Below are 14,320 nucleotides of genomic sequence, written 5' to 3' on the forward strand. Positions count from 1 at the left end.
TTTAATCTGTGGCAAAAAAACTGAATTACAAATTATAATATATTAATACCATGCAGTTATCATTAACCCAAAAAATCATTATCGTTACTGGAGGCGCAAAAGGAATCGGTTTAGGAATCGTTAAGGTTTTAGCCGAAGAAAATGCCATTCCGTTTATCGTTGGACGTAACGAAAATGACAATATCAAAGCCGTAGAAGAATTAAAAGCCATTGGAAAAGAAGCGCACCAAGTTGCCGCCGATTTAACAAAACCAGAAGACTGCAAAAAAGCCGTTGAAGCCGTAATCGAAAAATTCGGTCGCATTGACGGACTTGTAAACAATGCCGGAGTTAATGATGGCGTTGGATTAGAAAACGGAAATTATGAAGATTTCGCTGCTTCTCTTCATAAAAATTTAGTGCATTATTATTTAATGGCACAACACGCTCTTCCGTATCTTAAAGAATCAAAAGGAGCAATTGTAAACATTGGTTCTAAAACTGCCGAAACTGGTCAGGGCGGAACCTCAGCGTACGCTGCTTCAAACGGAGGTAGAAATGCTTTAACCAGAGAATGGGCAGTTGAATTATTAAAATACAGCATCCGTGTAAATGCCGTAATCGTAGCAGAATGTTACACACCGCTTTACGAAACCTGGATCAATACTTTTGAAAATAAAGAAGAAAAACTAGCGGCAATCACCAAAAATATTCCGCTAGAAAACAGAATGACAACAGCAGAAGAAATTGCAAATATGGTAGTTTTCTTATTGTCTGAAAAATCAAGCCATACAACAGGACAGATTATTTATGTTGATGGTGGTTATACCCATTTAGATCGTTCCATTTAATTTTTTTTTGCCACAGATTAAAAGGATTAGAATGATTTTTAAATCCAGTTTTGTCAGGCTGAGCGAAGTCGAAGCCCACGTCCAATTGGAACGCCCTTCGACTTCGCTCAGGGTGACAAACTAAAGGGAATCCTTTTAATCTTTATAATCTGTGGCAAAACTAACCTTCGCATTATTTTTAAAATCGGAAGGCGTAATTCCTTTAACCTTTTTGAAGAGTTTATTAAAGTTTGAAGCTGTTTTATAACCGCATTCATACGCAATCTCAGACATACTTTTATCCGTTTCCAATAACAATTTGCAAGCATTCGAGATTCTGATTTCGTGCAGATAATCTACAAAATTCTTTTTCGTTTTTACCCTGAACATTCTACAGAAAGAGGTTCTTGTCATATTTGCGACAGCGGCAATTTCTTCTAACGAAATATTCTTTTTATAATTTTTATTGACATATTGAAAAACCTCCGAAAGACGATCTACTTTCGAATCCTTCTGCATCAACGAATAAATTTCATCATTGATATAAATCGTATCCTGACTTTCAGAAAGAATAGATAAAATCTCAAAAAGTCCGACAATTACTTCGAAGTCTTTTTTAGAAACTAATTTCTCTAGTTTTTTAGCAATTTGCTTATTCGTTTTTCCGATAATTGAAATTCCTTTTCCTGCTTGAAAAAAAAGTTCGTTTATTTTCTGAGTTTCTTTTAATTCGTAAAAAGTCGGTCCAAAAATATCTTTATGAAAATATACGACAATCGAATTGGCTTTTAAATCCTCAATTCCCTGATAATATTTTTCATCATTCAGCCAAACATGAGGAATATCAGAACCTAAAAAAACCATATCGCCAGGCGCAAAAGGCATAACCGAATTTCCAATAATTCGCTTGCCATAACTCTCTTTTACATACACCAATTCCAATTCTGGATGCGAATGAAACGGCGCTTGAAAAAAAGGTTCAATACGATTCAACACCGAAACTTTGGTGTTGAGATAAGACGCTATTTTGGTTTGTTCCAATTTCATTCTGCAAAGATAATAAAAGATTATATAAGGATAATATTAGACTAATTTTGAATATCCAAAATGGCTACTTTTATTTTCGGCAAACTGTCTAATTTTTAGTGGGAATAAAGTCTTTAACTTCTTCTAAATTTAGAAAGCTGTCACACAAAAAAAGAAAAAAACAAACAACACAATGTCTGACAATAACACAAAAAAACTGGTTGTAAAACTGCATCCAGATGATAATGTATTGGTTGCCTTAACCGATCTTCAAAAAGGCGAAACCATTCATTTTGAAAACGAAACTTATGTTTTACAAGACCTTATCAAAGCCAAACATAAATTCTACATGCAGGACATGAAGCAGGGAGAAGAAGTAAACATGTACGGTGTTTTGGTTGGAAAAGTGCAAAACGATGTGGCAAAAGGAAGTTTAATGACGACCGAAAACCTAAAACATGCTGCAGATCCTTATGCATACAGAAACGCTTCTTACGAATGGAATGCACCGAATGTTTCAAAATTCGAAAACAGAACTTTCAAAGGTTACAAAAGAAAAGACGGACGCGTTGGAACAGCAAATTACTGGCTTTTCATCCCGACTGTTTTTTGTGAAAACAGAAATTTAGATGTCATCAAAGAAGCCTTACACAAACAATTGGGTTATGCTGTAACAGACAAATACAACCAATTTACACACGAATTACTGGAAGGTTATTTGAACGGAAATGACATTAACGACATTAATATTGAGTTGAATCCGACGCCAAAAAACAAACGTGTTTTTGAAAATGTCGACGGAATTAAATTCTTAAATCACCAAGGTGGTTGCGGCGGAACGCGTCAAGATGCTTCTACTTTGAGCGCTTTATTGGCTTCTTATGCGAATCATCCAAATGTGGGCGGAATCACACTTTTGAGTTTAGGATGCCAGCATTTACAAGTTCAAGATTTTGTAAATGATGTAAAAAGACAAAATCCAGAGTTCGACAAACCATTGTTTATTTTTGAACAGCAGCAGACAGAGAGCGAAGAAGTTTTGATCACAAATGCCATCAAAAAAACGTTTGAAGGTTTAATCGAAATCAACAAATACGAAAGAACCGATGCGCCTTTGAGCGATTTATGTATTGGTGTAAAATGTGGCGGAAGCGATGGATTCAGTGGTGTTTCTGCAAATCCTGCGGTTGGTTATACTTCAGATTTAGTCGTAGCTTTAGGCGGAAAAATTCTTTTGGCTGAATTTCCAGAATTATGCGGTGCAGAGCAAAATTTAATTGACAGATGTGTTACCGAAGATAAGGCTAAAAAATTCATAGATTTAATGGAATCTTATGATGAACTGGCGCATAAAGTAGGTTCTGGTTTCCACATGAATCCTTCTCCGGGAAATATCAAAGACGGATTAATTACAGATGCAATCAAAAGCGCTGGAGCAGCCAAAAAAGGCGGAACTTCTCCTGTTGTTGATGTTTTAGATTATACCGAATTGGTTACAAAACCAGGTTTAAGTTTGGTTTGTACGCCAGGAAATGACGTTGAAGCGACAACTGGAAAAGCGGCTTCTGGAGCAACTTTAATTTTGTTTACAACTGGATTGGGAACTCCGACAGGAAACCCAGTTTGTCCTGTAATTAAAGTGGCAACAAATTCTGTTCTAGCAACCAGAATGAAAGATATTATCGATATTGACTGTGGACCAATTATCAGCGGAGAAAAATCTATTGAAGAAATGGGCGAGGAAATTTTAGAATATTGCATCAAAGCGGCAAGCGGCGAAATTATTCCGAAAGCAGTTCAATTAAACCAAGACGATTTTATTCCGTGGAAACGCGGCGTATCTTTGTAAAAGACTATTAAAAACAACTCATAAAAATTTATATCAAATGTTTTCATTACAAAATAAAAAAGCAATTATCACTGGCGGTGGAAGCGGAATTGGAAGAGCGATTTCGGTTTTATTTGCTAAACAAGGAGCTGAAGTTCATATTTTAGAATTGACAGAAGAAAGCGCAAAAGAAACGGTTGAAGAAATCAAATCAAATGGAGGAAATGTTTTTGCTCACGCTTGCGACGTTTCGAATCACGAACAAGTAAATTCAACTTTTGAGAAAATCGGAAACATCAATATTCTAGTAAACAACGCAGGAATTGCTCACGTTGGAAAAGTAGACACAACTTCAGAATCTGATTTTGACAGAATCATGAATGTAAACGTAAAAGGAGTTTACAACTGTCTTCATGCTTCGATTCCGGCATTGAGAAGCTCTGGCGGAGGTGTAATTTTGAACTTGGCTTCGATTGCTTGCTGGGTTGGAATTCCGGATCGTTTTGCATATTCTACTGCAAAAGGCGCTGTAATGGCGATGACTTTATCGGTTGCAAAAGATTATTTGAATGATAAAATCAGATGTAATTCTATTTCTCCGGCAAGAGTTCACACACCTTTCGTAGACGGATTTATTGCTAAAAATTATCCTGGAAAAGAAGAAGAGATTTTCGAAAAATTATCACAATCACAGCCAATTGGTCGTATGGGAAAACCAGACGAAATCGCAACTTTAGCATTATTCTTATGCAGCGACGAATCGTCTTTCATCACAGGTTCAGATTACCCAATTGATGGTGGATTTATTAAATTAAACAACTAAAAATTATTTAGCCACAAACTTAAAAGATTAAAACTACTCGATCTGCTAAATCTGCGAGCAAAAAAATAAAGCCACAGATTTAAAGGATTAAAAAGATTTTTATTTCCTGCTTTTGTCAGGCTGAGCGAAGTCGAAGCCCACGTCCAATTGGAACGCCCTTCGACTTCGCTCAGGGTGACAATCTAAAAGAAATCATTCTAATCCTTTAAATCTGTGGCAAAAAAATAAACACATTACTAAAAAAATTAAAATATGAAACTTATTAGATTCGGAGAAGAAGGAAAGGAAAAACCAGGAGTTTTACTAAATGAAAAAAGATACGATGTTTCGTCTATTGTAACAGATTACAACGAAGCTTTTTTTGAAAATGACGGTTTAGCGAAATTAGAAGAAGCTTTAAAAAATAATCCTTCTTTACCAGAAGTTAGCGATTCAGTACGTTTAGGTTCACCAGTTGCACGTCCTTCAAAAATTATCTGCATCGGATTAAATTATGTGGATCACTGCGAAGAAACTGGCGCAGCAATTCCAGAAGAACCAATTATTTTCTTCAAATCTACGACTTCTTTATGTGGACCAAATGACAATTTGATTATCCCAAAAAACAGTGAAAAAACAGACTGGGAAGTTGAACTAGCTTTTGTTGTAGGTAAAAAAGCAAGCTACGTTTCTGAGGAAGATGCACCAAACTACATTGCAGGATATTGCCTTTTGAATGACTACAGCGAAAGAGCATTCCAAATCGAGCGCGGCGGACAATGGGCAAAAGGAAAAGGTTCTGATACCTTCGCTCCTCTTGGGCCAATTATGGCAACTCCAGACGAAGTTGGCGATGTAAATAACCTAAAAATGTGGCTTACTGTAAACGGAAAAACGTTCCAAAATAGTAATACTTCGAACTTGATTTTTAAAATTCCATTTTTAGTGCACTACTTAAGTCAGTTTATGACATTGCTTCCTGGCGATGTAATCAGTACAGGAACGCCTCCGGGAGTTGGATTAGGAATTAAACCAGATCCAATTTACATTAAAGCAGGCGACGTAATCGAATTAGGAATTGAAGGTTTAGGCACAAGCAAACAAACTGCTGTCGCTTACCAAGGATAAATTTAGATTATGGCAACACAAAAATTCTATCTGGCTTTAGATCTAAAAGACGATGCAAATCTAATTGCAGAATACAAAGAACTGCATGAAAATGTATGGCCAGAAATTAAAAAAAGTATTCAAGATTCTGGAATCGAAGTTCTAGATATCTACTGCACAGGAAATCGATTGTTTATGATTATCGAAGCTGATGCAGATTTTACTTTCGAAAAGAAAGACAAAGCCGACACAGCAAACGAAAAAGTTCAGGAATGGGAAGCTTTAATGTGGAAATTCCAGCAAGCTTTACCTTGGGCAAAACCTGGGCAAAAATGGATTTTAATGGATAAGATTTTTGGATTGTAACATTAACATTCAATAAATTTTTAAAAGACTGTCAATTGTGGCAGTCTTTTTTTTTAAACAATATCCAAGAAAAAGATTACTTTTTTAATGCTTGCAATTTAAATCCTTTTAATTATTTTAGCCCACAAAAAAACTAATCAATTAACCAAAAAAATGAAAAAACTAATTATTGCATGCTTCTTTATTTCAGGAGCGATGTTTGCTCAGGACATTAATATTGTTCAAGGCAATTTTGACTTTTTAAAAGATCAAAAAGAAATCAATACCGTATTTGATTATAGTAATTTTACTATGATGAAGGAGAAAAAGTCTGAAGCGCAATACGTAAAAGAGCACAAAGCAGATTTAGATGAAAAGGCAAAAGGAAATGGAAATCTTTGGGAAAAAAGATGGATCGTGGCAAAAGATCAAATATGGACCCCAAAATTCTTAGAAATTGCAAACGTTTTTTTGACTAAGGAAAAGAAAGAATTAAACTTTCAAGAAGGATTAAATACTCCTTATACTTTAATTGTACAGGCAGTTTGGATTTATCCAGGTTGGGATGCTGGAATCATGAAACAGCCAGCAAAAGTAACAACCAATTTAAAGTTTGTTGAAACGGCTAACAAATCAAATGTCTTGTTAGAAATTAACAGTGAAGAGGCTCCTGGAGATCAATGGGGAAGCAATTTTAATAATGAAACCCGAATTGGCGAAGGATTTGCAAAAACTGCAAAAACAATGTCTAAACTTGTAAAAAAAGCATATAAATAAAAACATATTCCTACATAGTGAATTGTTTTTCAATAAAAAAAAGCCCTGATTATTCAGGGCTTTGTTCTTTTTGCATATTTAATAAATACGCCATATTAGCAATTACGTGATCATGTTTCTTGACAAACGAATTTTCTTCGTTCCAAACATAACCTGCTAAAACCGCACATATTTTTTCTTTTACTTCTGGATTTTCAGGTTGGTGGAAAAATAAAGTCTGTAAATTTCCCGTATACCATTCCTGAACATAAGTCGTAAAAACAGCAATTCCACGTTTCATGTATTGCGTGAATTCCACTTCCCAATCAACAGGAATTCCTTGCGATTCTTTTAAATATAATTTTGCTGCCAGCATTCCCGATTCGGTTGCAAAAGCAACTCCCGAAGAGAAAACTGGATCTAAGAATTCTGAACTGTTTCCTGTCAAAGCAAAACCATCGCCATACATTCTTTTTACCGCTCTTGAGTAATTTTCTAATTTAACAGGCTCAAATAAAAACTCTGTTCCAGCAAATCTTTTAATATAATAATCCGATTTCTGAATGGCGTTTCTCAAAGCCTCTGCATTGTCTTTATTTTCAGAAAGAGAATTAATAAAATCCGTCGGACCAACAACGCCTAAACTTGTATTTCCGTTAGAAAACGGAATAACCCATAGCCAAACTTCGGTTTCCAGAATATCAAAAGAAATTTGAGTTCCTTCTACACCTTCTTCTCTATTAATATCTTTAACATGCGTAAAAATCGAAGAATGCGGATCTAGTTTTGAAGGCGTATCCAAATCTAAAAGTCTCGGCAAAACGCGTCCGTATCCGCTCGAGTCAATGATAAATTTAGCGTGAATTTCTTTTAGGTTTCCGTCTTTGTCTTTTACGATAGTTTTTGAATTTTTTCCTTCAAAAGAAACTTCCAAAACTTCAGTTTCAAATTCTAAATCAATTCCTTTTCTTATGACTTCTTGAGCCATTGTATTATCAAAATCAGCTCTTGGAACTTGCCAAGTCCAATCCCAGCCTTCGCCAAATTTTACACTAAAATCAAAATTGCAGATTTCTTCTCCTCTGATAAAACGAGCTCCTAATTTCTTTTCAAAGTTCATTGCATCTAGAGCTTCAAACAATTCTGCCTCAGCAAAATGATCCATTACACGCGGAATAAGGCTTTCGCCTACTACAAGTCTTGGAAACTTTGTTTTTTCTACAACTTTAACCTTTACGTTGTTTTTATAAAGATAAGATGCCGAAACACATCCAGATGGTCCTGCACCAATCACTAAAACATCAACAAACTCCTTTGTCATATTAGAATTATTATCATTAATTAACCTACATTTGCCATCATCAAAATAACTACATTTATTTTGATAAATAAAATTAAATTAGCACAACCAAAATTGATTTGATGAATACAATAAATGAATATTTAAGTTTAGCAGAATTTGAAGCCATAATATTCGGAAAAAGCAAAGTTGCTATTAGCGATGTGGTTTTAAATCGAGTAAACGAAAGTTTTAATTTCTTAAAAGAATTCTCAGGAAATAAAGTAATATATGGTGTAAATACGGGGTTTGGTCCAATGGCTCAATATAGAATTAAAGAGTCTGATCAAATTCAATTGCAATATAATTTAATTAGAAGTCACTCTTCTGGAACAGGAAAACCTTTAAATGCAGAGTGCGCAAAAGCAGCAATTTTAGCTCGATTAAATACACTTTCTTTAGGAAATTCAGGAGTTCATTCTTCTGTTATTCATTTAATGGCAGAATTAATCAACAGAGATATTACGCCTTTAATTTTTGAACACGGTGGTGTTGGTGCCAGCGGTGACTTAGTACAATTATCACATTTGGCTTTAGTATTAATTGGCGAAGGTGAAGTTTTTTATAAAGGAGATAGACGCGCAACTGCAGAAGTTTTCGAAATCGAAGGCTTAAAACCAATTCAGGTAGAAATTAGAGAAGGTTTGGCATTAATCAACGGAACTTCTGTAATGACAGGAATTGGAGTTGTAAATGTTCATTATGCTAAAAAATTATTAGACTGGTCATTAAAAGCTTCTTGTGCGATTAACGAATTGGTTCAAGCTTATGATGATCATTTTTCAGAAGAATTAAACCAAACCAAACGTCATAAAGGACAACAGGAAGTTGCGGAAAGAATGAGACAAAATCTTTCTGACAGTACTTTGATCCGTAAAAGAGAAGATCATTTATATTCTGGCGAAAACACCGAAGAAATCTTCAAAGAAAAAGTTCAGGAATATTATTCATTAAGATGTGTTCCTCAAATTCTAGGACCAGTTTTAGAAACTATAAATAACGTTGCTTCTATTTTAGAAGACGAATTTAACTCAGCAAACGACAACCCTATTATAGACGTAAAAAACAAACACGTTTACCATGGTGGAAATTTCCACGGAGATTATATTTCGCTAGAAATGGATAAACTGAAAATCGTTATTACAAAATTAACGATGCTGGCAGAACGTCAATTGAATTATTTATTGAATTCAAAAATCAACGAAATTCTTCCTCCATTCGTAAACTTAGGAACGTTAGGGTTTAATTTCGGAATGCAGGGCGTTCAGTTCGTTGCGACTTCAACAACTGCCGAAAACCAAATGTTATCTAATCCAATGTATGTGCACAGTATCCCAAACAACAATGACAATCAAGACATTGTAAGTATGGGAACAAATGCTGCGGTTATTACATCAAAAGTAATTGAAAACTCATTTGAAGTTTTAGCGATCGAATTAATCACAATTGTTCAGGCAATTGATTATTTGAAACAAAAAGATCAAATTTCGTCTACAACTAAAAAATGGTACGACGATATCAGAAATATAATTCCAGAATTTAAGGAAGACCAAGTTATGTATCCTTTTGTTCAAAAAGTAAAAGATTATTTGATAAACAGTTAAAAATCTTTATTTTACAGTATTAATATTGAATCTTAAAATCATGAAAAAGTCACTTGTTTTTTTATTGCTAAGCTGCATTCAATTTGTTAATAGTCAAGAATTAGCATTAGTTAAGAAAAATTCTAAAATTGGATATCTGTCTAAAGACGGATCTTTTAAAATCGAACCTCAATATAAATCTGCTAAAAGTTTTTCTGAAGGATTGGCTGCTGTAGAAAATGGCGGAAAATGGGGATTTATAGACACAAAAGGAACTTGGGTAATCCCTGCTGATTTTAAAGACGCTAAAGATTTTAACAGCGGAATTGCAGTTGTACAAAAAGACAAAGACTGGGTTTACATTAATACAAAGGGAGAAATTCAAAAAGGACCAACTACTGACAAAGTATTTGATTTTAATGACGGCGTTGCTTTCTTCAGACAAAACAATAAAGTGGGGTTAATCAACAACAAAATGGCTGTCGTTTTAGAACCAAAATACGATCAGATCAAGCCTTTTGAAAATGGTTACGCAAGAGTGGAACTAAACAAAAACTGGGGAATTATTGATACTAACGGAAAAGAATTGGTTGAACCAGTTTATGCCGAAGTTGGAAATTATTTTAAAGGAACAACTTGGGCTAAAAAAGACAAAACTTTCGGATTGGTAAGCAGCGGAAAATTTATTCCAGTTGACGGAGCTGAAAAAATCTGGGATTTTGAAACTCAAGATTTGACGTTCGCTAAGAAAAATGGAAAAATTGGATACATTGATTTAAAGGGAAATTGGGCAATTCTTCCTATTTATGATAAAGGAAAAGCATTCTCAAAAAATCTAGCTCCTGTTCTTGTTGGAAAAAAATGGGGATTCATTAATCCAGAAGGAAAATTTGTTATTGAACCAACTTACAACGATGCAGAAGTTTTTAGCACAAACGGACTCGCCCCAGTAAAAGAAAGTAACTGGGGATTCATAAATGAATCTGGAAAACTGGTAATTCCAACTCAATATGGTATCACAACAAATGCCATTATTGCGATGTTTACACAACAAGATAAAGGATTTATTGGCGGTGTTGCACGAGTAAAAAACGAAGGAAAATGGGGATTTCTTAAACCTGACGGAACAGTTTTGGCTAACCAATGGTTTGAAAATGCTGAATTGTTTTCTAAAAGTGCAGAAAAACCTCAGCCTGCAGCTGCTCCCGTAGAAAAACCAAAAGAAGAAACTAAACCGGCAACAAAAAAGCCAACAGCAAAACCAGCAGCGAAAAAAAAGAAATAATATTTATCTCCAAATAAATTAGACATTTGCATCAATGAAACCGCTTTATAGAATGCGGTTTCATTGATGACGAATAAAAATAAACCCTACATCAATGAAATGTGTATTAGTAACAGGCGGTTCGAGAGGAATTGGAAGTGCGATTTGTAAAAAACTAGCCGTAGAATCCGATTATCATATTCTGATTAATTATCATTCGAATAAAACAGCTGCCGAAGAAACATTACAAGAAGTGCAAAAATTAGGTGCAACAGGAGAAATCTTAGGTTTTGATGTTTCTAATTTTGAAAACGTACAAAATGTTTTAACTGCTTGGCAGGAAGCAAATCCTGAAAAATTGGTTGAAGCAATTGTAAACAATGCTGGAATCACAAAAGATGGTCTTTTTATGTGGATGACTCCAGAAGACTGGAACGGTGTTATGAATACGAGTGTAAACGGTTTCTTTAATGTTACACAGTTTTTTATTCAAAAAATGTTACGCAATAAATACGGCCGAATCGTAAATATGGTTTCTGTTTCTGGAGTAAAAGGAACTGCAGGACAAACCAATTATTCGGCTGCAAAAGGTGCAATTGTGGCAGCAACCAAAGCTCTAGCACAGGAAGTTGCCAAAAGAAACATTACTGTAAATGCTGTCGCTCCAGGTTTCATTAGAACCGATATGACAAGTCAGCTGGACGAAAAAGAATTGTTGAAGCTAATTCCGGTAAACCGTTTTGGCGAAGCCGAAGAAGTAGCAGATTTGGTAAGCTTTTTGATTTCTAAAAAAGCAAGCTATATTACAGGAGAAATTATCAACATAAATGGCGGAATATATTCTTAAAGAATACTATGTTTGCGAGATTATTTTAAGATTTTTATACATAGAAAATTGCTCGCAAAGACACCGAGTCGCAAAGTTTAAGCAAAAAGACTTTAAAAAAACTTAGTGCCTTAGTGCCTTTGCGGCAAGATTAAAAAATTACACTTTAAGGATAAAAAATTACTTTTGAAAGACGATGAATAGACGAGTTGTAATTACTGGAATGGGAATTTATTCTTGTATCGGAACTTCTTTGGACGAAGTAAAAGATTCGTTATACGAAGGAAAATCTGGTATTCAGTTTGATTCTGAAAGAAAAGAATTTGGTTTCCAGTCGGCCTTAACAGGAATGGTTCCGAAAGCCGATCTTAAAAATTTATTGACGCGAAGACAACGTATGAGCATCGGTGAAGAAACCGAGTATGCTTATATGGCAACTATAGAAGCATTAAAAAATGCGAACATTGATGATGCCTTTTTTGACGAACACGAAGTAGGCATCATGTACGGAAATGACAGCGTTTCTAAAGCAATCATTGACGCAACAGACATTGTACGCGAGAAAAAAGACACTGCCTTAATTGGTTCTGGTGCTATTTTTAAGTCGATGAATTCTACGGTAACGATGAATCTTTCGACGATTTTTAAACTTCGCGGAATCAATCTTACGGTAAGTGCGGCTTGTGCCAGCGGTTCTCACTCAATTGGTTTGGCTTATTTTTTAATCAAAAGCGGTTTTCAAGATATTGTCATTACTGGCGGAGCACAGGAAATCAACAAATATGCGATGAGCAGTTTTGATGGATTAGGTGTTTTTTCTAACAGAGAAGGCGATCCAACAAAAGCTTCAAGACCTTTTGATATGGGTCGCGACGGATTAATTCCAAGTGGTGGTGGAGCAACTTTAATTCTAGAAAGCTACGAATCTGCAATTGCTCGCGGTGCCAATATCATAGCAGAAATTGGCGGTTACGGATTTTCTTCAAACGGAGGGCACATTTCAACTCCAAACGTAGAAGGACCAGCAACAGCAATGAAGCGTGCACTTGACGATGCAAAATTAGAAGCTTCAGATATTGAATATATAAATGCTCATGCAACCTCAACACCTGTTGGAGATGCCAATGAAGCAAAAGCTATTTTTGAAGTTTTTGGAGAAAAAAATCCTCCGGTAAGTTCTACAAAATCCATGACAGGCCACGAATGCTGGATGGCGGGAGCTAGCGAAATCATTTATTCTATCTTAATGATGCAGCACGATTTTATCGCGCCAAACATCAATTTGGAAAACCCAGATGAAGATGCGTCAAAATTAAATTTAGTTAAAACTACGTTAAACAAAAAATTTGACATATTTTTGTCCAATTCTTTCGGTTTCGGAGGAACCAACTCTGCGTTGGTGGTTAAAAAGTTTAAATTGAACAATGAATAAAGAAGAGATTATAGCAAAAATTAATGGTTTTTTAGTTGATGAATTTGAAGTTGATAATGACGACATTGAACCAAATGCTAATTTAAAAGATACACTTGGGTTAGACAGTCTGGATTATGTTGACTTAGTCGTTTCAATAGAGGCAAACTTTGGTGTAAAACTAGTTGAAGCAGATTTTGTTGGAATTTCTGATTTTCAAAGTTTTTATGACTTAATCGAAACTAAAATCAAAGCCAAATCAGCTTAAATGAGTCAATGGGATGGTAAATCCAAAGGAACTGTTTTAGGCTATAAAATATTCGTTTTTTTAATTCAAAAAGCGGGTGTCAAAGCTGCCTATGTCTTACTTTATTTTGTTGCTTCCTATTATTTTTTATTTCTAAGAAAAAGCAACAAAGCCATTTTCTATTATTTTAAAGAAAGACTTCAATACTCCTATTTCAAATCCAAAAAAATGGTTTTCAAAAGCTATTATACTTTTGGACAAACAATTATTGATAAGGTTTCCATTTCTGCAGGAATGCGAAACAAATTTACCTATGAATTTGATGGAATAGAAACACTAAAAAAATTACTTGCCGAGAAAAAAGGCGGTGTTTTAATTAGCGCTCATGTTGGTAATTTTGAAATTGCAGAACATTTTCTGGGAGACATTGACCTTAATTTCCAGATAAATTTAGTGACGACAGATTTAGAACATTCTGCCATTAAAAATTATCTAGAAAGCGTTTCTCAAAAACCAACCGTAAAATTTATTATCATCAAAGAAGATCTCTCTCATATTTTTGAGATCAATGCCGCTTTGGCCAATAACGAATTAATCTGTTTTACGGGAGATCGTTATTTTGAAGGAACAAAATCGCTTTCTGAAACACTTTTGGGCAAAGAAGCCAATTTTCCTGCAGGTCCATTTTTAATTGCTTCGCGATTAAAAGTTCCAGTAGTTTTTGTTTACGTAATGAAAGAACCAAATCTTCATTATCATTTGTACGCAAGAGAAGCCGAAGTAAAACATCGTGATGAAAAAGCGCTTTTGAAAGAATATGTAAAAAGCGTAGAAAGCATTCTGCATCGATACCCTTTACAATGGTTCAATTATTTTGATTTTTGGAACCAGTTAGAAAACAAAAATTCATTGCCAAAATAACACCGAATAAACTCTTTTAACTTCATTTTTTTTGAATAAATCAAAAATTTAGGAAT

At 34.7% G+C, this 14,320-nt stretch carries 14 protein-coding genes; 12 read left to right on the forward strand and 2 right to left on the reverse strand.

Translation table 11 applies throughout. The features are described from left to right. Positions 1-50: 50 nt before the first annotated feature. Positions 51-830 carry an SDR family oxidoreductase gene (locus tag JC605_RS04060; RefSeq protein ID WP_198854985.1) on the forward strand — a complete coding sequence of 260 codons (780 nt, stop codon included), beginning with the start codon at positions 51-53 and terminating at the stop codon, positions 828-830. Positions 831-965: 135 nt separating this feature from the next. On the opposite strand, the gene JC605_RS04065 is transcribed toward JC605_RS04060, so the two are convergent. Then, entirely contained in the window at positions 966-1,856 is an 891-nt protein-coding gene (locus tag JC605_RS04065; RefSeq protein ID WP_198854986.1) for an AraC family transcriptional regulator, read from the reverse strand. 172 nt (positions 1,857-2,028) lie between these two features. On the opposite strand from JC605_RS04065, the gene JC605_RS04070 reads away from it, so the two are divergent. From JC605_RS04070 to JC605_RS04090, 5 genes are all read left to right on the forward strand, one after another. Then, positions 2,029-3,684 carry a UxaA family hydrolase gene (locus tag JC605_RS04070; protein WP_198854987.1) on the forward strand — a complete coding sequence of 552 codons (1,656 nt, stop codon included), beginning with the start codon at positions 2,029-2,031 and terminating at the stop codon, positions 3,682-3,684. Positions 3,685-3,721: 37 nt separating this feature from the next. Then, positions 3,722-4,486, forward strand: a complete 765-nt coding sequence (locus tag JC605_RS04075; protein ID WP_198854988.1) for an SDR family NAD(P)-dependent oxidoreductase — start codon at positions 3,722-3,724, stop codon at positions 4,484-4,486. Between the two features lie 252 nt (positions 4,487-4,738). Next, positions 4,739-5,593 carry a fumarylacetoacetate hydrolase family protein gene (locus tag JC605_RS04080; RefSeq protein ID WP_111423052.1) on the forward strand — a complete coding sequence of 285 codons (855 nt, stop codon included), beginning with the start codon at positions 4,739-4,741 and terminating at the stop codon, positions 5,591-5,593. 9 nt (positions 5,594-5,602) lie between these two features. After that, entirely contained in the window at positions 5,603-5,938 is a 336-nt protein-coding gene (locus JC605_RS04085) for an L-rhamnose mutarotase (protein WP_198854989.1), read from the forward strand. Between the two features lie 153 nt (positions 5,939-6,091). Continuing rightward, positions 6,092-6,694 carry a hypothetical protein gene (locus JC605_RS04090; protein ID WP_198854990.1) on the forward strand — a complete coding sequence of 201 codons (603 nt, stop codon included), beginning with the start codon at positions 6,092-6,094 and terminating at the stop codon, positions 6,692-6,694. A gap of 49 nt (positions 6,695-6,743) precedes the next feature. Here the strand turns inward: JC605_RS04090 and JC605_RS04095 are convergent, their stop codons facing one another. Then, positions 6,744-7,994 (reverse strand): NAD(P)/FAD-dependent oxidoreductase, encoded by a 1,251-nt coding sequence (locus tag JC605_RS04095; RefSeq protein WP_198854991.1) that lies wholly within the window; start codon positions 7,992-7,994, stop codon positions 6,744-6,746. Positions 7,995-8,095: 101 nt separating this feature from the next. Between JC605_RS04095 and hutH the strand changes: the two genes are divergently transcribed. The 6 genes from hutH (at position 8,096) to JC605_RS04125 (ending at position 14,264) form a co-directional block, all read left to right on the forward strand. Further along, positions 8,096-9,616 carry a histidine ammonia-lyase gene (gene hutH, locus JC605_RS04100; RefSeq protein WP_198854992.1) on the forward strand — a complete coding sequence of 507 codons (1,521 nt, stop codon included), beginning with the start codon at positions 8,096-8,098 and terminating at the stop codon, positions 9,614-9,616. A 40-nt stretch (positions 9,617-9,656) separates the two neighbouring features. Further along, positions 9,657-10,880 carry a WG repeat-containing protein gene (locus tag JC605_RS04105; protein ID WP_198854993.1) on the forward strand — a complete coding sequence of 408 codons (1,224 nt, stop codon included), beginning with the start codon at positions 9,657-9,659 and terminating at the stop codon, positions 10,878-10,880. Positions 10,881-10,974: 94 nt separating this feature from the next. Next, positions 10,975-11,706 (forward strand): 3-oxoacyl-ACP reductase FabG, encoded by a 732-nt coding sequence (fabG, locus tag JC605_RS04110; RefSeq protein ID WP_111378968.1) that lies wholly within the window; start codon positions 10,975-10,977, stop codon positions 11,704-11,706. 175 nt (positions 11,707-11,881) lie between these two features. Next, positions 11,882-13,117 (forward strand): beta-ketoacyl synthase, encoded by a 1,236-nt coding sequence (locus JC605_RS04115; protein WP_198854994.1) that lies wholly within the window; start codon positions 11,882-11,884, stop codon positions 13,115-13,117. Next, positions 13,110-13,364: an acyl carrier protein gene (locus tag JC605_RS04120; protein WP_008465907.1), complete on the forward strand. Its 255-nt coding sequence runs from the start codon at positions 13,110-13,112 to the stop codon at positions 13,362-13,364. The genes JC605_RS04115 and JC605_RS04120 overlap by 8 nt, the downstream gene beginning before the upstream one ends. Further along, complete coding sequence (locus JC605_RS04125) at positions 13,365-14,264, forward strand: lipid A biosynthesis acyltransferase (protein ID WP_198854995.1); 900 nt, start codon at positions 13,365-13,367, stop codon at positions 14,262-14,264. The last annotated feature ends 56 nt before the right edge of the window (positions 14,265-14,320 follow it).

The organism is Flavobacterium sp. IB48 (genome assembly GCF_016405855.1).
Taxonomy (GTDB): Bacteria; Bacteroidota; Bacteroidia; order Flavobacteriales; family Flavobacteriaceae; genus Flavobacterium; species Flavobacterium ginsengisoli.

What these genes read in the sequence shown, in the direction of transcription:
- JC605_RS04080 (WP_111423052.1), top strand. Translation starts at nt 4,739, where the DNA reads ATGAAACTTATTAGATTCGGAGAAGAAGGAAAGGAAAAACCAGGAGTT.
- JC605_RS04115 (WP_198854994.1), top strand. Translation starts at nt 11,882, where the DNA reads ATGAATAGACGAGTTGTAATTACTGGAATGGGAATTTATTCTTGTATC.
- JC605_RS04065 (WP_198854986.1), bottom strand. Translation starts at nt 1,856, where the DNA reads ATGAAATTGGAACAAACCAAAATAGCGTCTTATCTCAACACCAAAGTT.
- JC605_RS04060 (WP_198854985.1), top strand. Translation starts at nt 51, where the DNA reads ATGCAGTTATCATTAACCCAAAAAATCATTATCGTTACTGGAGGCGCA.
- JC605_RS04085 (WP_198854989.1), top strand. Translation starts at nt 5,603, where the DNA reads ATGGCAACACAAAAATTCTATCTGGCTTTAGATCTAAAAGACGATGCA.
- fabG (WP_111378968.1), top strand. Translation starts at nt 10,975, where the DNA reads ATGAAATGTGTATTAGTAACAGGCGGTTCGAGAGGAATTGGAAGTGCG.
- JC605_RS04095 (WP_198854991.1), bottom strand. Translation starts at nt 7,994, where the DNA reads ATGACAAAGGAGTTTGTTGATGTTTTAGTGATTGGTGCAGGACCATCT.
- JC605_RS04105 (WP_198854993.1), top strand. Translation starts at nt 9,657, where the DNA reads ATGAAAAAGTCACTTGTTTTTTTATTGCTAAGCTGCATTCAATTTGTT.
- JC605_RS04125 (WP_198854995.1), top strand. Translation starts at nt 13,365, where the DNA reads ATGAGTCAATGGGATGGTAAATCCAAAGGAACTGTTTTAGGCTATAAA.
- JC605_RS04090 (WP_198854990.1), top strand. Translation starts at nt 6,092, where the DNA reads ATGAAAAAACTAATTATTGCATGCTTCTTTATTTCAGGAGCGATGTTT.
- JC605_RS04070 (WP_198854987.1), top strand. Translation starts at nt 2,029, where the DNA reads ATGTCTGACAATAACACAAAAAAACTGGTTGTAAAACTGCATCCAGAT.
- JC605_RS04120 (WP_008465907.1), top strand. Translation starts at nt 13,110, where the DNA reads ATGAATAAAGAAGAGATTATAGCAAAAATTAATGGTTTTTTAGTTGAT.
- JC605_RS04075 (WP_198854988.1), top strand. Translation starts at nt 3,722, where the DNA reads ATGTTTTCATTACAAAATAAAAAAGCAATTATCACTGGCGGTGGAAGC.
- hutH (WP_198854992.1), top strand. Translation starts at nt 8,096, where the DNA reads ATGAATACAATAAATGAATATTTAAGTTTAGCAGAATTTGAAGCCATA.